Below are 18,490 nucleotides of genomic sequence, written 5' to 3'. Positions count from 1 at the left end.
GAATCGCACGTCTCGCCCGGATCGTCGAGGCCGGAGGCCGACAGGGCGCCGCCCGGCTGCCGAGAACACTCGGCGGCCGGGTCGGGGCGGCGTCAGGACAGCCGGCGCACCAGCGCCAGCACGCCCTGCTTCAGCGCCGAGCGGTGGGGCGAGGCGTCCTTCGCGCTCAGGATCTCCGTCTTGTGGGCGCGGTACCAGTCGTAGGACTGGCAGAGCATCTCGTCGTTCGACCAGCGCGAGCTCCAGGCGAGCTCGCGCTTCGCCTTGCCGACGTCGAAGTAGAGGCTCCGTCCGTACATGAGCGAATGGTACGGGCCGAGCGGCGAGAGGCCGAGCGCGCTCGTGAGCCGCATGGCGGCGGTCGCGAGGCCCATCGGCACCGCGTACACGCGGCTGCCGGTGCCGGCGTGGCGGCAGAGCGCCTCCAGCACCTCGCGCATCGTCCCGAACTTCTCGGCGCCGATGTTGTAGGTGGTGCTTCCCGGCCGGTCGGCCGCACGGACGCAGGCGTCGGCGAGGTCGTCGGCGTGGACGAACTGGTAGCGGTTGTCACCCGCGCCGAGCACGGGGATGTTCCGGCCCTCCTCGACCCAGTTGAAGAGGATCTGGAAGATGCCGAGGCGGCCGTGGCCGACGATCGTGCGCGGCCGGATGATGGTGACGTCGAGGCCGTGCTCGGCGGCGAAGCGGGCGACGAGCTGCTCGCCGGCGAGCTTCGCCCTGCCGTACTCCTCCATGGGGGTCGGCTCGGTGGTCTCGTCGACCGGGTTCTTCTTCGGGACGCCGAAGACCGCGCTCGTCGAGGTGTGGACGACCTTGCGGACGCGCGCGTCGCGCGCCGCGCTCAGCAGATTCTCGGTGCCGCCGTGGTTCACGGCCCAGAAGAGCGCCCGGTCCTTCGCGAGCGGGACCTGCGCGACGTTGTGGTAAGCCACGTCGATGCCCTCGCAGGCGCGTCGCACGGCGGCGGCGTCGCGGATGTCGCCGGCGACGTACGCGACGCTCGCGGGGCGGTCGTCGACGTCGACGAGATCGAAGACGCGCACCGCGTCGCCGCGGGCGACGAGCCGGTCGCGCAGCAGACAGCCGAAATACCCGGATCCGCCGGTGATGAGCGCGCGCATCAGATGTGGTGTCCGTTCGCGAGGCACCACTCGATCGACGCCCGCATGCCGTCGCGGAGCGCGACCGTCGGCGCGTAGCCGAGGTCGCGCTCGGCCTTCGCGATCGAGCAGGCGATCGACTGGTGCATCTCGCCGAGCACGTGGATCTTCTGCTGATAGAGGCCGAGGCCCTGGAGCGCGCCGTCGACGACGCGCGCGACCTCCCCGACCGCGCGCGGCAGCCGCGTCTGCTTCCGCTTGCACGCGAAGCCGAACGATTCCAGCACCTCGGTGACGGTCTCGACGATCTCGGTGATCGTGTAGGGGCGGGCGTCGGCGATCCAGTAGGTCTCGCCGTTCGCCCGCGGGGCGGCGGCGGCGAGCAGCAGTCCCTGGCAGATGTTGTCGACGTAGGCCATCGACCGCCGCTGCGTGCCATCGCCGAGCACCGGGAACTTGCCGTCCTTGATCATGGTGAAGAAGAGCGTCTGGCGCGGCGGCTGGTGCGGTCCGTAGAACCACGGCGGGCGGACGAGGACGGTCTCGAGGCGGCCGCGCGCCTGCACCTCGCGGACGAGCGCCTCCATGCGCGCCTTCGAGCGGCCGTAGCCCATGTACGGGTTGGAAGGCGACGACTCGTCGAAGACGTGGCCCGGGATCGGCGGATTGCAGCCGAGCGGCGAGTTGGACGAGACGACGACGACGCGCCGCACCCCCGCCTCCTCGGCGGCGGCGAGCAGCGCGCGCGTGCCCTCGACGTTGACGCGGTCGAAGTCGCTCGTCCAGAGCCGCGGATGGATGAGGCCCGCGACGTGGAAGAGCGTCGCACCCTCGGCGTCGCGGCAGAGGTCGCGAAGCGACGGCGCGTCGGTGAGGTCGCCGGGCGAGAGCGCGAGGCGCTCCGAGAGCCGCTCGAGGCCGCGCGCGTCGTCGGCGGGGCGGACGAGGCAGCGCAGCACGCCGGCCCGCGGCGTCGCGAGCGACGGCACGCTCGGCAGCCCCTGGATCAAGACTTCGGCGAGCCGCGTGCCGAGCCAGCCCGGCGCGCCGGTCAGGAGGAGCGCGGGGCGCTCCGTCGTCGCGGCGCGCCGGCGCGCCGGAAGCGAACGTCGCTCGTCCATGAAGTGCTCCGCGTTGCGGAACGCGATCGCCATCGTCGTGCCCTGCGGGTTCACGCCCGGGGCGTCGGGGACGAGGCTCGCGTCGTTGATGTAGAGGTTGCGGAAGCCGTGCACTTTGCCGAAGGAGTCGGTCGCGCAGACATCGCGGTTCTCGCCCATCGGGCACGTGCTGAACGCGTGCACGTTCGAGAGCGCCATCGAGCCGAGGGGGATCGGCGCCTGCACCATGCCGCGGCACTGATCGGCGGAGCGCAGGATCGGCGCCCCCGTGAGCGAGGGATAAACGGCACGCGCGCCCGCCGCGAACAGTAGCTCGCCGAGGAGGCCGAGCCCGGTGCTCAGGTTCCGGCGGTCGGCCTCCGAGAGCCGGTAACGGATCACGACCCCGTCATCGAGCCCGCGGATCGCGCGCACGGAGCCGCGCACCATGGCGCGCGTGCCGGCGTAGTAGAGGCCCATGCGGGGCCAGTCGCGCATCGCGTGCCGGTAGGCCTTCCAGCTGTCGGCGAGGATCATCGCGAGGAAGCCCGGCGTGAAGACCGCGCCGCCCATCGTGATCGTCGGCCAGAACTCCTTCACCTGATAGACGGGGAGGGCGTCCTCGTGCGCCTCGACCTCCTCGTCGAAGAGCGCGGCCGCCTTGATCATCGGGTGGATGCGGAGGCTGTTGCCGATGTTGCGCTTGATGCCGCTGCGGCGCAGCAGCGCCGGGGTCTGGATGGCGCCGCCGCAGAGGAAGACCGTGTCGGCGCGGATCTCGCAGCGGCGCCGCTCGGTGGCCGGCCGCTGCAGCACCTCGACGCCGACGACCCGGTCGCCTTCGGTCACGAGCTTCGTCGCCTTCGAGTCGGCGACGAGGCGCGCGCCCGCCGCGACGGCGCGCGGGATGTAGGTGCGCTGCATCGATTGTTTCGCGCCCGGCGCGAACTGGCTGCCGCCGTTCTTCTGGCAGCGCGGCACCTGCTGGTAGGCCCAGCCGAGGCTCTCGATGCCCTTGCGGAAGAGGCGCGAGCTCTTCGGAATCTCGTCGTCGGGGATGAGCGACACCGAGAGATCACGCTCGATACGCTCGAAATAGGGCGCCATCCGCTCCGGCGAGAAGTCCGCGAGCAGCACGTCGGATCGCCAGCGGTGGTACGCGTCGTCCGGGAGCCGGTGCCAGAGACCGCTGTTGATCTCGGTCGAGCCGCCGACGCAGCGACCTTCGACGTAGGCGACGGTCTGGCGCCCGAGGATCGGCGTCATGCCGCCGTTCCGGTAGAGGGTCGTGATCGCGTCGACCGAGTTGCTCGTGATGTGCGAGGTGTCGGCCGCGGGTCCCTCCTCGAGGAGGAGCACGTCGTGGCCGGCCTCCGCGAGGGCGGCGGCGGTGACGGAGCCGCCCGCGCCGGAGCCGATGACGAGGATCTCGGTCGTGAGCGTGCATGCCGCGTCGCGGACGATGCCGCGCGTCACGAGGCGGCTCCCACGCGCGGGGCCGGCGCGGCGAGCGCGTCGATCGCGGACGGCGCGTCCTTCGGAGGCTCGGCGTCCTGGCCCGCCTGGAGGCGCAAGGCGTCCTGCAGCGCGGGATGGTCGTAGAACGCGAGGAGCGCGCAGCTGCGGACGAGCTTCACGAAGTTGCGGGTCGCGCCGAGCGGCGACTCGGCCCAGAGGTCGACCCACGCCCGGCGGCGCTCGGCATCGAGCGCGACGAACGGCCGTCCGTAGCGCGGCACGGCGAGCCATTCGAAGGCCATGAGTACCAGGCGATACGGATAGCGGAGGAAGTCGGGCAGGGCGCCGACCTGGGACGCCGTGAAGGCGGTCACGTCGGACAGCACGGCGGCGCGGGTCGCGGCGTCGAGCCGGGGGAAGTCGGGCGCGAGACACTCGGCGATGGCCGCGACCGTCCGATCGGTGGCGAGCGCGGCGATGTGGCCGAGCTTCCGCCGCAGGGTGGGCGCCGGAAGATCCGGGACGATCGTTTGGGGGTCGGTGTGCGTCACGATGCCGTGGTGGCTCTGGCGGGCCGGGACGGCCTCGAACCGAGGCGCCACCGTAGCACGTCGACGTGAGGGCGACGACAATGAACCCCGGGGCCTGATTGCGGCTGGTAGGCCCCCGAAGGGCCATGCTACGACGCACCGAAGGTGCAGATGGTCTCGGGAACGCGCGTGCCGGCCGACGACGTACCGCTCTGCGTCGACCTCGACGGCACGCTGCTGCGTACCGATTCCCTGGTCGAGGCGACGCTGCTGCTCCTCAAGGGCGCCCCGTCCGCGGTTCTACTGCTGCCGATCTGGCTGCTGCGCGGCAAGGCGGTGCTGAAGGACGAGGTCGCCAAGCGGGTCACGCTCGATCCCGCGGCGCTGCCCTACCGCGACGAGCTACTCGAGTTCCTGCGCGTGGAGCGCGCCAAGGGGCGGTCGCTCCTCCTGGTCTCGGCTGCCCACGAGTCGATCGTGCGCGCGGTCGCCCGCCACCTCGGCCTTTTCGACGACGTGATCGCGACCGACGCCGCGACGAACCTGAAGGGAGCCGCCAAGCGGGCCGCGCTCGTCGAGCGCTTCGGAACGGGCGGCTTCGACTACGCCGGCGACAGCCCGGCCGACGTGCCCGTCTGGGAGGCCGCGCGGCGGGCGATCGTCGTCAGCAACGATGCGGACCTCGCGCGCCGCGCCGGACCGCGTGTGGACCGGATCTTCACCTCTCCGGCGCGGCGGGTGTCGGCGCTCGCCCGGGCGCTCCGCGTGCCGCAGTGGGTCAAGAACTTCCTCGTCTTCGTCCCGCTGCTCATGGCGCCCGAGGCGCGCGAGCTGCCGCTCTTCCTCGACGCCGCCCTGGCCTTCGCCGCCTTCAGCGTCTGCGCGTCGGCCGTGTACGTCGCCAACGACCTCCTCGACCTCGCCGCCGACCGCCGCCACCGCACCAAGAGCCGCCGGCCGTTCGCCGCGGGCGATCTGCCGCTCGCGGCGGGGCTCGCGCTCATTCCGGCGTGTCTCGTCGCGGGATTCGGGATCGCGTGGCTCTTCCTGCCGCCCGCGTTCCTCGGCGTGCTGACGGTCTATCTGGCGGTCACCACCGCGTACTCGTTCCGCTTGAAGCACGTGCCGCTCGTCGACGTCATCGTGCTCGCGTTGCTCTACACCGGCCGGGTGATCGCGGGCGCCGCGGCGACGCACGTCTGGCCGTCGCCGTGGATCCTCGGCTTCTCGTTGTTCTTCTTCCTGAGCCTGGCCTTCGTGAAGCGCTACGCCGAGCTCTACGTGCTGCGCGGCGAGCCGCCGGAGCTCCGCGTGCGGGGCTACTACCCGACCGACCTCCAGCTCGTCGCCGTCAACGGCGCGGTGAGCGGCTACATCGCGGTGCTGGTCGCGGCGCTCTACATCAACAGCGACCGCGTCGTCGGTGTCTACGCCCGTCCGGAGCTCCTCTGGCTGATCTGCCCGCTGCTCCTCTACTGGATCAGCCGCATCTGGATGCTCGCGTTCCGCGGCCAGCTGCACGACGACCCGGTGTTGTTCGCGATCACGGACCGCGAGAGCTGGATCGTGGGATCGCTGATCGCGGCGGTGTTGCTGCTCGCGCGCCTCTTGTGAACGGGCGGCGAGGGGCGCCGCGCTGGCGTTCCTCGGGGTCGATCGGCGCGCCGACGGCGACGCTCGGGCCGGGTGGGCGAAGCAAATCGTGAGAGGGGTAGCTTTCGATAATCATGACAATCGAAACCAATGATTTCGCGAGTGTTGCAGCTGGATCCGCGGCCCCTCTCACGGACCTCGAGCAACGAGCCATTGGCGATACCGCCAGCCGAATGGGCATACCCCTACTCGTAGCGTAGCGCGCGAACGGCCTGGCTCGTACCTGGAACGCCGTGGTACCGTCCGAGATCGTGGGCCAGGAACTGCGCGGGCACGATCCGGACGAACGCCTGCTGTCGATCGCCGAGTGGGCAGCTCTCCCCGAGGACGAATCGGGCGAGCTCGTCGACGGACGCCTCGTGGAGGAAGAAGTGCCCGATGTCGTGCACGAGATCGTGGTGACGTGGCTCGTCTGGACCTTCCGCTCGTGGCTGGCGGACCGGGGCGGATTCGTCATCGGCTCGGAGGCGAAGTTCGCCGTGGCCGCGCGACGTGGGCGGAAACCCGACGTCAGCGTGTACGTGCCCGGCGGCGCGGTGCCGGAAGCTCGCGGCGCCGTGTACACCCCTCCCGATCTCGCGGTCGAAATCGTCTCGCCGACGCCCCGGGACGCGCGTCGCGACCGCGTCGAGAAGGTCTCCGACTACGCAACGTTCGGTATCCGGTTCTACTGGATCGTCGATCCGGTGGAGCGCACCGTCGAGCTGCTCGAGCTCGGCGCGGACGGGCGATACGTACGGGCGCTCGCCGCCGGCGAAGGACGCCTTTCGACGATCCCCGGTTGCGATGGGCTCGTGCTCGACCTCGACGCGCTGTGGACAGAGATCGACCGGCTCGGCCTGCCGGCAGCCGACGAAGGTCCGCAAGGTTGACCACGCGGGATCGGACGAGCGCAGGCGGCCGCATGACTGGCGGCGCGTCGTGGGCGAAGAGTTCACCCGCCTTCGTTCCGCTCTTCGGTGAGATGGGCTCGCTCATCGCGGTGTTGCTGCTCGCGCGCCTCCCATGAGCGGCGGCGAGCGGGGCCTCCCGCGTGTCGCGGCCTTCGCGCTGATCGCCGTCGGCGCGGTCGCGTTCTGGTGGTTCCGCTTCATCCGCCCCGCCGCGGACGTAGCGTTCGCCGCCGGTCTCGGGAACGTCGACTTCTTCGCCCAGATCTACCCGATGTCGTTCCGCGCCGCGGCGTGGATCGCAGACGGCGTCTTCCCGCTCTGGAATCCTTACCAGCTGGCGGGTCATCCGTTCCACGCGGCGGCGCTCTATGGCCTGTGCTACCCGCCGAACGTCCTGTACCTGCTCTTGCCGACGGCCGCGGCCATCGAAGCCGTGGTCGTGCTCCACCTCATCCTCTCGGGATGGTTTACGTACCGCTACGCGGAAATCATCGGTCTCGCGCCGATCGCGCGCCTCGCGGCCGCCGCCGTGTACATGTTCTGCGGCTTCATGACGAGCCAGGCGAACTGGTTCACGCCCGCGGTCGCGTCGTCGACGTGGCTGCCGCTCGCGCTGATCGCCGTCGAGCGCCTGCTCGCGCGCCGCGACGCGCGGAGCGCGGCCCTCCTCGCGACGGCGCTCGCGCTTGCGCTTCTCGGTGGGTGGACGCAGTTCTGGCTCTACACCGTGTACGCCGTCGGGTTGTATGCCGGCGTGCGGCTGGTGGCGCTGGCCTGGCACGGGACACCGCCTACGGTGCTCGCGGGCGTCATTGCGCTGCTCGTGGCCGCGGTCGGCGTCGGCACGGCGCTCACCGCGGTGCAGCTGCTCCCGACGCGCGAGCTCCAGGCGCTCGGTCCGCGGCGACTCGGCGGGGTCACGATGGCGCAGCTCGTGCCGTTCATGTCGCTGCCGCCTGCCCGTCTCGCGTTCGAAGCGATCGACTGGCGGGCGACCCGACCGTTCATCAGCGTCTTCTATTTCGGTCCGATCGTCCTGGCGCTCGTCGGCATGTCGCTCTGCGCGCTGCGGAGCCGCGTCGCCGCCGCCGCGATGTGGATCATGCTCGTGGCGAGTGCTCTCGTCGCCGTCGCGCTCAATACGCCGTTCTTCGAGCACGTCTACCTGCGTCTGCCGTTCGCGCGACTGTTCCGGCTGCCGCAGCGGATCGCGTTCTTGGTGGCGTTCTCGGCGGCGGCACTGGCCGGATTCGGCGTGGACGTGCTGCGGAGCGGCTCGGCCGCTCGCCGCGCGCTCGCGGCCGCGGTCGGCATCATCGTCCTCGCGGGCGGAGCGGCGGGCCTCGCGCTACGAGCACCGCTCGCGGGCGTCGAGCTCGGGCTCATCGGCATCGCTTCCTGCCTCTTCGTCGCGACGGTCCGCGCGCGCGGCGCGCGCTTGCGTGCGAACGTGGCGGCGGTGGTCACCGTCCTCGTCGTCGCGAACTTCGCGTACGCGACGCGAAACGTCTTTCGCCACCCGTTCCACGGCGTCGCGATCCTGCACGAGCAGGACCGCATCCTCGACTACGTGCGTGCACGCCAGGGACTCGGGCGCACGTATCTGCACGACGCGATCGGCTTCGACTACTCGGTGATGAACAAGCAGGGCACGCTCAACGAGATCTACTCGATCACCGACTACGAGCCGTTGAATCTCTTGCGGTTCGAGGAGGTCTACGACGCGATCGGCATGCCGCGCGGTATCGCGCCGTTCACGGGGTGGCTGAAGGTCGACCCGGCGAGTCCGCACCTCGGCGTGCTGGACGTGCTGAGCCTGAAATATTGGGTCGTGGCCAACGCGAACGCCGACATGCGACGGATGCTGGGCGCGCCGGGATCACCCTGGCGGCCCGTGCCAGCGGTCGCGACCCAGAGGTACCAGCTCTTCGAGCACGCGTCGCCGCTGCCGCGCGCGTACGTGGCGACGCACGTCGTGGGCGTCGCCGACGCCGCCGCGAGTCTCGGCGCGCTGCTCGCGCCCGGATTCGATCCGCGCCGGAGCGTGATCGTCGAGGACGTGCCGGATCTGGCGGCGCCGCGTGGGTCGAGCGCCGCTCCGTCCCCCGTGGTTCCGGCGCGCATCACGCGCTACGAGCCGCGAATGGTCCGAGTCGAGGTGGACGCACCAGCGGCCGGCGTGCTCGTGCTGACCGACACCTGGTATCCCGGGTGGCGCGCCACGGTGGATGAGGCGCCGGCTGCGATCCATCCCGCGAATCACCTGGTACGGGCCGTGCCGGTCGGGGCCGGCCATCACGTCGTCGCGTTCCGCTACGAGCCCGCGAGCGTGCAGCGCGGGGCGCTCGTCAGCGGCCTCGCGCTGCTGGTGCTCGCGACTCTCGTGGTAGGCGTCCGGCCGCGCGCGCCATCATGCCCCGCGGAGAAGGCGACCCCGCGACCTTAGAGCTTGTCGCCCCAGGGAGCGAGATCGATGTCGAGAAGGCGAATCCAACGCATACGAGCACCGCGATGCGAATCGTGAGCGCCCTGATTGCGGCTGCCTCGTTCGTGGGGCGGCAATGAAAGCCGTGGCAGGGCGGTGGCGACGCGCCGGCGGCGCCGCGCTGATTACCGCCGGCGCGGCAATGTTCTGGTACTTTCGCATCATCCGTCCCGCGTGGGACCATCCGTTCGCCCCGGGGTTCGGCAATGCCGACTTCTTCATGCAGATCTACCCGATGTCTTTTCGGGCGGCGGCGTGGATCCGCGACGGTGTTTTCCCGCTCTGGAATCCGTACCAGTTCGCGGGTCATCCCTTCCTCGCAACGACCCTGTACGGTGTCTGCTACCCGCCGAACGTTCTGTACCTCTTCCTGCCGACGGCGGTCGCGATCGAGGCTGTCATCGTGCTGCACTTGACGCTCGCGGGATGGTTTACCCATCGCTACGCGGCCGAGATCGGGCTCGCGCCCGTCGCGTGCTTCGGCGCGGCGGCCGTCTATATGTTTTGCGGCTTCATGGCGGGCCTGGCAAGCTGGTTCACGCCAGCGATCGCCTCGGCGGCCTGGCTGCCGCTCGCGTTGATCGCCGTCGAACGGATCGTCGTGTCGGGTCGTGCGTCGCATGCGGCGCTGCTTGCGGTGCCGATCGCGCTGGCGCTGCTCAGCGGGTGGACGCATTTCTGGCTTTATACGACGTACGTCGTGGTGCTCTACGCGGGCCTGCGGATCGCCGCTCTCGCGTGGACGGGCGTGACGAGAGCGGCGCTCGTGAGGATGGTCGTCCTACTCGGGCTCGGCCTCGGCCTCGGCGTCGCCGCGGCGGCGGTGCAGCTCCTACCGGCGCGCGAGCTTCAGATGCTCGGACCCCGGCGGGTCGGCGGGCTCACGATGCAGCAGCTCATCCCATTCATGTCGTTGTCGCCGCAGCGATTGGTCGACGAGATGCTCGATTGGCGCACCACCAAACCGTTCATCGGCCCCTTCTTCCTGGGGCCGATCGTGCTCGCTCTCGTCGCCACGTCGCTGGCCGCGAGCCGGCGGCTGATGCCGCGCGCCGTCTTCTGGGTCGTTCTCGTCGCGAGCTTGCTGATCGCCCTCGGGCCGCACACTCCGTTCTTCGAGCACGTGTATTTGCATTTGCCCGGCGCGCGCCTGTTTCGCGAGCCGCGGCGGATCTCCTTTCTCGTCGCGTTCTCGGCCGCCCTCCTCGCGGCCTTCGGGATGGATGCGCTCTCCGGAGATCGGCCCACGCGCCGTGTTCCGAGGCTCATGTTGGGATGGGGATTGCTCGGCCTCGGAGCAACACTCTTGTGGCGTCGATCGTCCCTGGCGACGGTGGATCTCGTCTTGGCCATCGGTGCGGCATGTGCGATCGGCGCGGCTTTCTTCGCGCCGGACGTTCGCCGGCGCCGCGCTTTCGTGATGATCGCCGTAGGCTGCGCGGTTGCCGACCTCGTGCACGGCTCCACCAACGTGTTTCGGCACCCGTTCCATGGCGTCGAGATACTCCACCGGCAAGATCCGATCTTCGACTACATCCGCGCCAACCAGGGGCTCGGTCGAACCTATCTTCACGACCCCATAGGGTTCGACTACTCGGTGACGGCGAAGCAGGGCACGCTACGCAAAGTCTACGCGATCACCGATTACGAGCCACTGAGTCTCGTGCGCTTCGAGGATCTCTTCGATTCCATCGCGCAGACGCAAAGGATCGTGCCTTTCACGGGATTCCTGAACGTCGAGCCGTCGAGTCCGATGCGCAAGGCGCTCGACGTGTTGAGCCTGAGGTACTGGGTCGAACACCGGGCGAGCGGCGGGCATCTGGCGCTCGGCGCACCTGCCTCGCCGTGGCGTCTCGTGCCCGACGTGGCGGGCCTGGACTATCTCTTGTACGAGCACGCGGCGCCGCTCCCGCGCGCCTACGTGGCCACGCATTTCGTGCATGTCGCCGACGCAGCGGCCAGCCTCGCGGCCGTTCTCATGCCCACGTTCGATCCGCGAAGTACCGTGGTCGTCGAACGAGAGCCCGATCCGATGGAGTCTGACCCCAGGGGGACGATCGCGACGGCCGTCACGCCGGCGCGCGTCGTGCGCTACGAACCGCGAGAGGTGCAGATCGAGGCGGACGTCGACGCGCCGGGATACCTCGTGTTGACGGACACCTACTATCCGGGTTGGCAGGCGACCGTCGACGGCATGGCGACACCGATCTATGCGGCGAACCACGTCGTCCGCGCCGTGCGCGTCACGGCGGGCCACCATGTCGTGACCTTTCGCTATGAGCCGGCGAGCGTGAGAACGGGGCTTCTCATCAGCCTCGCGGCCCTCTGCGCGATCGGCGCGTTGGCGGTCACCGACCGATGGATGGGCGTGCAACGCGATGAGGCATGAACGCTCGAGATCGATCGAAGCTTGGATGCTGGTGGCGATCATCTTGGTAGCCAGCAACGGGATCGTTGCGCCCCGACTCACCACCGAGCTGCTTCGACCGACATACGAACACCCGAGCGATCCGCTGCGAGATCGGACGGGCGGACAGCACATGCATTACGTATTCGACATTCTCGATGTGGCGCACCGGTCGGATGCACCGTACTTCTTCATCGTCGGCGACTCGACCGTGGCCCACGCCATGCCGAAGCCGGGGGCGAACCTCCCGTTTCAATTGCAGCGGGCGCTCCGCCGCGCGGGATTGCCTTCGGCCGAGGTCGTCGACCTCAGTCACATCGGGTTGCATGCCGAGGATGCGCTCGTTCTCGTCGCCGCGGCGATGACGTACTCGCCGGCCCTGGTCATCTATGCGGTCAATCCGAGAATTTTTGGCAGAATGGATGGTGGAGCCCTACTCACCGCCAACCGGGCCGCGCCATTGGTCGGCTCCGAGGGAAGCTTGCGGTACCTTCCCCTCGCGTATTTGGTCCGACGGTACGGGCTCGAAGAGATCGCGGCCAGCTTTTCAACGTCGCATCTGTCGATCTCGCGATTCGCGCCGCGTATACGCGAGCTGCTGTGGGAGTCCTGTCAGGAGCACCCGTGGATGTCCCTTGCATATCTCTGCGATAAGCTCGTCCGACCGCCTGTCATCCAGCCACCCATTCAGCCTCCGCCGGTCGTCCGCGAATATGTCTTCGATCGGACGCAGCTCGACCTCGCGAATGCCAACACGCGTGCGTTCGAGATGCTGGTGGGGCTTTGCCGCGAGACCGGCCGCTGCCTCTTCTACGAGACGCCCTTGAACCCAGAATGTCCCGTGCAATTCGAGCCGGGGATCGTCGACGATACCAAGGCGTATCTGGCGCGCGTCGTCGGTGAACGCGTCCCACTCGTCGATCTGACGAACGAACTCGGTCCAGAGAGCTTTCTGCCGGGCGTGTATCGCGCGTGTGACGGATTGCATCTCAACGATCACGGAAGCGACCTGCTGGCTGCCCGGCTGGCGGAGGAGGCCATTCGCGTCGTCGCCGCTCGGTCGGGCGGACGGGATGTTCCACGGCTGCCTCGAAGTCCAGGCGGGCCATCATGACCCGCCCGACCGTCATCGTCGTGCCGTGCTTCAACGAGGAAGCGCGTTTGGATGGCGCGGCGTTCCTCGACCATGCGCGCCGGCATCCCGACGTGGGTTTCCTTTTCGTCGATGACGGCAGCCGGGATCGCACCGCCGAGCGGCTGGACGAGCTTCGGTCGAGTGAGCCGGGCGCGATTGCAGTCCATCACATGGCGGAGAACGCCGGCAAGGCCGAGGCGGTACGCACCGGTATGCTCGTGGCGCTGAGCTTGGGTTGTGAATCCGTCGGTTATTGGGACGCCGACCTCTCCACGCCGCTCGACGAGATCACGCGCCTCCGCGAGGTCTTACGGACGAATCCGGCGGTCCTCGCCGTCCTCGGATGTCGGGTCCGGCGTCTGGGAGCCGACGTGCGCCGGCGGAACGTACGCCACTATCTGGGGCGCGTCTTCGCGACGGGAGCGTCGATCGTGCTCCGGCTGCCGGTCTACGACACACAATGCGGCGCGAAGCTCTTCCGCGCGGATGCGCGTGTCCGCGATGCGTTCGCCTCCGCGTTTGCGAGTCGCTGGGCATTCGACGTCGAGGTGATTGCCCGCCTCCGGTCGGGAATCGGAGACGCTCAGGCGGAGCGACTGTTCTACGAGCAGCCGCTGGCCGCCTGGAGAGACGTCCCCGGTTCGAAGCTCGGCCCGCGCCACATGCTCGTGGCGCTGCGCGACCTGCTGCGACTCTGGCGGGATCGTTCCTGATTTCGGTTGTTGTGAGGCGGCCACGGAACCCAATAGATTTAGCGATCGGCATGCTCTCTCGATCGCGGGCTGAAGTCGTGCTGGTGGCCGTCGTCGCCACCGCAGCACAGCTTCCGACGTATGCCTTGAGCCACGTCGCTCTCGACGAGGGACAGATCGTTCAGATCGGCTACCGCCTTCTGAACGGCGACCGCCTCTACAGCGACATCTACACCGGGATCTTTCCCGGCATCTATTGGATGGCAGCCGGCCTCCTGCGCGTGTTCGGAGCGGACGTCGTCGTCACGAGGTGGGCCGCGGTCGGCGTCAATACGGCGACGACGGTGGTCGTATGGGATCTCGCGCGTAGGCTCGCGGGGAGGAGCTGGGCCTGGATGACGACGCTGCTGTACCTCGCCCTCGCCATCATGAGCTTCCCCGCGTTCACGATGCTGGCGTATTCCTCCGTCTCGCTGCTCTGCGCGCTCGCCGCCTTGCTGTTCCTGCTTCGCTATCTCGAGCTCGGGCGGGTCCGCGACGGCGCCGCGGTCGGGGCGCTCGTGGTGTCGTGTGGTGTCTTCAAACAGAACTACGGCGGCCTCGTGTTGGTCTCCGGTCTCGTCTCGTTGTTGTGGAGCCGGCGGGACAGCGTGCTCGGACGGCGGTCCATCGGCGGCGTGTTGGCGGTGCCGGTGGCCGCCGGGCTCGTCGTCGGTTTGCCCGTCATCGGATATCTGGCCTGGGCCGGCACCTTCGGCGCATTCCTCTTCGATACGCTGCTCGTCATCGCGCGTTCGCAGCTCGACGCATATCACCAGCCGATTCCTTCGATTTTCGGTCTTCTTCCCATGGAGGACGGCCGCTTCATCTTCTTGTACTCGCCGCCATTGCTCTTCAACTACCTCCTCCGGGGGACGTCCTACGCCAAGCCCGAAACCATCCTCGAGCTGATTGGCGGGAGCATCCGCGTCGGCTATGGGGCCGCGCTCCTGGCTTTGGCCGCGGCCCCGGTGTTGCTCGTAGATCGACTCCGGTCGTTCGATCCCGACACGCGCAATGCCGCGCGCGTCGTGCTTCCGTTTGCTTGCCTGTTCTTCGTCGGCCTCTTTCCGTCGGCGATCTGGTCGCATCTCGCCGTCGTCTTGGTCCCATTGCTGATCGTTCTCGCTCTTTTGGCCAAGCGTGTCGGCGATTGCACGGACCGTATCGGCGGAGGGAGCGTTTGGGTGCGCCGTGCGGCGATCGTCGCCATCGCATGTGGCGCGCTGGCCATCGTGATCAAAGGATCGAAGAACCTCCGCGAATGGCACTCCGAACCGATGAATCTCGCCGGCGCTTCCGTTCGGGTCGATCCGTATCAGGCCGATCTCTGGCGCGATGCCGCGGACTTCCTGGGTACCTGCGCGCACGGTGACGCGACGATATTCGTCGCGCCGGACATGCCGCTCCTCTACGTGGTGACGGGGAAGCGGAACCCGACGCCGTTCGACCTCATCATTCCGGGAAACGTCGAGGATGACGTCATCGTGGCGAGGATGCGGGCGGCGGGGACGCGGTGCGTGGTCTACAACCCGCGGATGTACGCGCAGTTCGATTCCTTCGACCGGCTGTTTCCCGAAACGGCGGCCTATTTCACGACCGCGTTCGAGGTGAAGCGGCATATAGGCTCGGGACCCGGTGGGTGGTTGGGCCTGGAGCGCAAGGAAGCGCGCGATGGTGCGTGAGGCGCGTGTGAGCAGGCTCTGGCGTTTCGCGACATTGCCCGCCACGGGGCTGGTCGTCCTGGCCGTTTCGGTGATCGTATTCCGCCGTGGCCTTCTGCTGGGCGACGAGGGCTACATTCTCGGTCAGTCGCTTGCGGTCGCCGGCGGGAAGGTCCCGTACCGGGATCTCGACATGTTCGTCGCGCCGGGCATCTGGTTGCTGAACGCGGCGCTCTTCAAGGCGCTCGGTCCGTCGGTGCTGCTGTCGCGCGTTCCGGTCGCCGTGTGCTACCTGCTCACCATCGCGACGGCGTACTGGATCGTACGAACCACGAGCGGACGAACGTGGGCGCTTGCGGTGGTGGCGCTGTTCGTCGCGTTCCTCCTCTGGGCGTTCCCGGCCTGGTCGTTCTCGTTCTACTCGCCCTTCGCCGCCTTGTCTGTGGTGGTCGCGCTGGCGCTGCAGCTCGCGTGGGTGCGACGTCCGACCGCGGGAAAGCTCTTCGCGACGGGAGTGGCCGTCGGCTTCGGCGTCGCCTTCAAACAGAACTACGGCGTCTATGGTGGAGCCGCCGCGACCGTGGTCGTCGCCGCGGTGACGATCGCGCACGCCGGCACGATGCGCGAGGCGAGCCGCCGCGTCGTGAGTCGCCTCGTCGTCGTGGCGCTGGGCGGTCTCTGTGTCGTCCTGCCGCTGGTGGCGTACCTTTCTGCAGCGGGAGCGGGGCCGGCGATGATCGACTCGCTCCTGATCCGCCCCTTCCACGGCTTTGCCGAGCATCACGCGATCGCCTACCCGCCTTTCGGTGAGCTCTGGCGCCAGCGGCAGATCATGGCGGCAGGAGGGCTCGTGTACCTCCCCCCGCTGCTCTTCGTGACGGGAGGCCTGCTGGCATGGCCGGCGTGGGTCCTCACGGTCGTCAAGGCCCTGGACGTCCTGCTGTATTGGTTGCCCGTGGCGCTTCTGGCTGGCGGCGTCATGGTGGGGCTCAGGCGCCATCGTGGTGAGGAGCCCGATTGGTCCCTGCTCGTGATCGTCGTCTTCGCCGCGTTTCTCTTTTTGGGTGTCTTTCCTCGCGCCGACTTCAATCACCTCGCCAACGTGTATCAGCCCTTCCTGATTCTGTCCGTCGTGTTGGTCCAGCGGCTCGTGGCGCGGGTCGACTGGCCGATGCGATCGGCCGTGATCGCGCCGGTGGTGCTGCTCTTCGGCTGTTACTGCGCATTCGGTGCGGTGTGGCTGCGCGACGTTCGCCGGATGCTCTCGGCTCCCCTCGCCTCCGAGCGTGGCGGCGTATTCGTCGATCCCCTGACGGCGTCGCTGGTGAACTACCAGGTCGGCGCCATCCGCGCCCTCACGGCCGCGGGGGATTCGGTGCTCGCGATGCCGGGGCTGGCGACGCTCCCGTTTCTGGCGGAGCGGCCGATGGCGACGGGCTACTACAACTACTACGCGGTGCACATCGGCCACGATGCCGGCGCACGGGCCGCAGCGGAGGCCGAGGTCGACCACACGAAGCTCGTCGTGAGCGGCTACGGCAACTTCTTCTCCGATCCGGTCGGTATGCTGACCTACGCCCCGTTGCTGACGGAGTACGTTCGAACGAACTTCCACGAGGTCTTCTCGGCGCCCCCCCGGCAGCAGTCGTTTCTCGTCCGGCGGCAGGAGCCGTTGCCGGTCCGGCGGCGGTCCCATCTGCTGGCGGATTGTTGGACGGCGACCGTCCCGGCAGAAGCGGGATTCGTCGCCGAGCACGTGCTGCTGCGTTCGCTCTACCAGAGCATCTCGTCGGCGGAGCCCTTCGCCGACACGTTATGTAGAACGACCGTACCGGAGGACGGCGAGCTCCGTTTCGCTCTCGGGATGCGGACGCCGGATGCGGCGTCGTCCGATGCGCACGTCGTCGCGGAGATCTGGATCCTCCCGGAAACCGGCACGGCGCTGCCGGCCACGCGCGTGTTCGAGGCCGACCAACCCGTGGTACCGATCAGTGGTTGGGTGGGTCGGCCTGCGACCGAAGACACGGTCGATCTGCGTCGTTATGCCGGTCAGCAGGTGGTCTTGGTGTTTCGGTCACGGCTTCTCGGAGGTGAGGTGACGATGAACCCATTCGCGCCCGGGGGCTTCGCCGTCGGATGGGATGGGCCGGTGATCGAGTCGCCGCCGCTCGCAGCGTCCCGAATCGGGGAGGAGCCCGACCTCACCGGTCGCCACTCGATCGTAGCTCACCGGATGTAGCCGAGCGCGCGCAGTTTTTCCTCCTGCGCGGGATCCAGGGGCGCCTTTCGCGGCCCTTCGGGTTGCGCATCGTCGGCGGGGAGGAGATGGGCGCGGTGTCGTGCTGCCACCTCCCGGTAGGCGTCGAGCGTCGCCGCGAGATCCGCCGGCTCCGGCGTCGTGCCCGCGCATAGATTCACTCGTTCGTCGGGGTCCTTGGCGAGGTCGTAGCATTCGGACCACCGTGATCCACCGTTGCCGTTGTAGCGCGCAGTCTTGCGCGAGCCTTGGCGAACGGAGAATGCGGGTGCAAAGAATGCGGTCAGCGTGCCGCTCGGGCCGGTAACGACGCTGCCCCATGACTCGGTGAAGTAGAAGGCGCCGTCGACGGCGGAGTTCCCCTCGCGAAACGTTCGTCGCAGGTCGACGCCACGCGAGCCACGCGGCGGCTCGACACCGAAGAACGATGCGATCGTGTTCGCGAGATCGACGTGACCGACGGGCGCGGTGACGCGCACCCCGCGCGGAATGCCGGGGCCCCGCATCAGCAAGGGCACGTGGCTGACCTCTTCGAAGACGAATGAGCTGTGACGGAGGAAGCCGTGCTCCAGAAATGCCTCTCCGTGATCGGATACGACGACGAATACGGTGTTGTCGCCGAGGCCGAGATCATCCATCGCGCCCAGCAATGAGCCGAGCTCGTCGTCCACGTAGCGAATCTCGCGATCGTAGTCCCTGGCTTCTCGGACATGCGACGGTGCGGCCGCGCCGATCACGTTGCCGTGGTCGTCCGCGGGAAACAGGCTCGCGTACTTCGTGGGCGGCGCATAGGGATCGTGGACCTGGAAGGTATGCAGGAACAAGAAGAACCGTTGGTCCGCGTGACGCTTCAGCCATGCCTTCGCTGCGGCGAACGTTTTGGCGACTTGGCCTGCGGGAACCATGATGTCCGCGCTCTTGTCTTCCTTGTACTCGTCGAAACCTCTCTCGAAGCCGGTCCCCGCGGCGAGCCAGCCGTCTTCGGTCACGGCGCCCGTCGCTACGCCCGCGGTGCGGACCTGCTCGGTCACCGTGAGGATCGCCGGATCGAGAACCTCCACGCCGGCCGTGATT

Annotated in this window: 12 protein-coding genes; 8 read left to right on the top strand and 4 right to left on the bottom strand. The window is 68.6% G+C overall.

From position 1 onward, the window contains the following. Positions 1–92: 92 nt before the first annotated feature. From IT293_00140 to IT293_00130, 3 genes are read right to left on the bottom strand one after another with little or no spacing between them, the layout of a single operon-like run. Positions 93–1,127, bottom strand: coding sequence for an NAD-dependent epimerase/dehydratase family protein (locus IT293_00140; protein MCC6763046.1), 1,035 nt, complete (start codon positions 1,125–1,127; stop codon positions 93–95). Next, on the bottom strand, positions 1,124–3,679 hold the full coding sequence (locus IT293_00135) for a GMC family oxidoreductase N-terminal domain-containing protein (GenBank protein MCC6763045.1): 2,556 nt from the start codon (positions 3,677–3,679) through the stop codon (positions 1,124–1,126). Before IT293_00135 ends, IT293_00140 begins: the two co-directional genes overlap by 4 nt. After that, positions 3,676–4,263, bottom strand: coding sequence for a hypothetical protein (locus tag IT293_00130; protein MCC6763044.1), 588 nt, complete (start codon positions 4,261–4,263; stop codon positions 3,676–3,678). The genes IT293_00135 and IT293_00130 overlap by 4 nt, the downstream gene beginning before the upstream one ends. A gap of 99 nt (positions 4,264–4,362) precedes the next feature. Here IT293_00130 and IT293_00125 point away from each other — a divergent pair, with 99 nt between their 5' ends. The 8 genes from IT293_00125 (at position 4,363) to IT293_00090 (ending at position 17,398) form a co-directional block, all read left to right on the top strand. Then, the gene (locus IT293_00125) at positions 4,363–5,805 is read left to right on the top strand and encodes a UbiA family prenyltransferase (protein MCC6763043.1); all 1,443 of its coding nucleotides are present in this window, start codon (positions 4,363–4,365) and stop codon (positions 5,803–5,805) included. A 332-nt stretch (positions 5,806–6,137) separates the two neighbouring features. Then, on the top strand, positions 6,138–6,716 hold the full coding sequence (locus IT293_00120; protein MCC6763042.1) for a Uma2 family endonuclease: 579 nt from the start codon (positions 6,138–6,140) through the stop codon (positions 6,714–6,716). Positions 6,717–6,849: 133 nt separating this feature from the next. Then, positions 6,850–9,183, top strand: a complete 2,334-nt coding sequence (locus tag IT293_00115) for a YfhO family protein (GenBank protein MCC6763041.1) — start codon at positions 6,850–6,852, stop codon at positions 9,181–9,183. 124 nt (positions 9,184–9,307) lie between these two features. Next, complete coding sequence (locus IT293_00110; GenBank protein MCC6763040.1) at positions 9,308–11,611, top strand: YfhO family protein; 2,304 nt, start codon at positions 9,308–9,310, stop codon at positions 11,609–11,611. Between the two features lie 25 nt (positions 11,612–11,636). After that, entirely contained in the window at positions 11,637–12,743 is a 1,107-nt protein-coding gene (locus IT293_00105) for a hypothetical protein (protein MCC6763039.1), read from the top strand. Then, on the top strand, positions 12,740–13,477 hold the full coding sequence (locus tag IT293_00100; protein MCC6763038.1) for a glycosyltransferase: 738 nt from the start codon (positions 12,740–12,742) through the stop codon (positions 13,475–13,477). Before IT293_00105 ends, IT293_00100 begins: the two co-directional genes overlap by 4 nt. A gap of 50 nt (positions 13,478–13,527) precedes the next feature. After that, positions 13,528–15,180, top strand: a complete 1,653-nt coding sequence (locus IT293_00095; protein MCC6763037.1) for a glycosyltransferase family 39 protein — start codon at positions 13,528–13,530, stop codon at positions 15,178–15,180. Beyond that, the gene (locus IT293_00090; protein ID MCC6763036.1) at positions 15,170–17,398 is read left to right on the top strand and encodes a hypothetical protein; all 2,229 of its coding nucleotides are present in this window, start codon (positions 15,170–15,172) and stop codon (positions 17,396–17,398) included. The genes IT293_00095 and IT293_00090 overlap by 11 nt, the downstream gene beginning before the upstream one ends. Here IT293_00090 and IT293_00085 read toward each other — a convergent pair. Then, a complete protein-coding gene (locus IT293_00085) occupies positions 17,386–18,447 on the bottom strand; it encodes a sulfatase (GenBank protein ID MCC6763035.1) in 1,062 nt (353 codons plus the stop codon). The genes IT293_00090 and IT293_00085 overlap by 13 nt on opposite strands. Positions 18,448–18,490: the final 43 nt, after the last annotated feature.

The organism is Deltaproteobacteria bacterium (genome assembly GCA_020848745.1).
Classification (GTDB): Bacteria; Desulfobacterota; Binatia; order UTPRO1; family UTPRO1; genus UTPRO1.
This window is presented reverse-complemented; position numbering and strand designations above follow the sequence as displayed.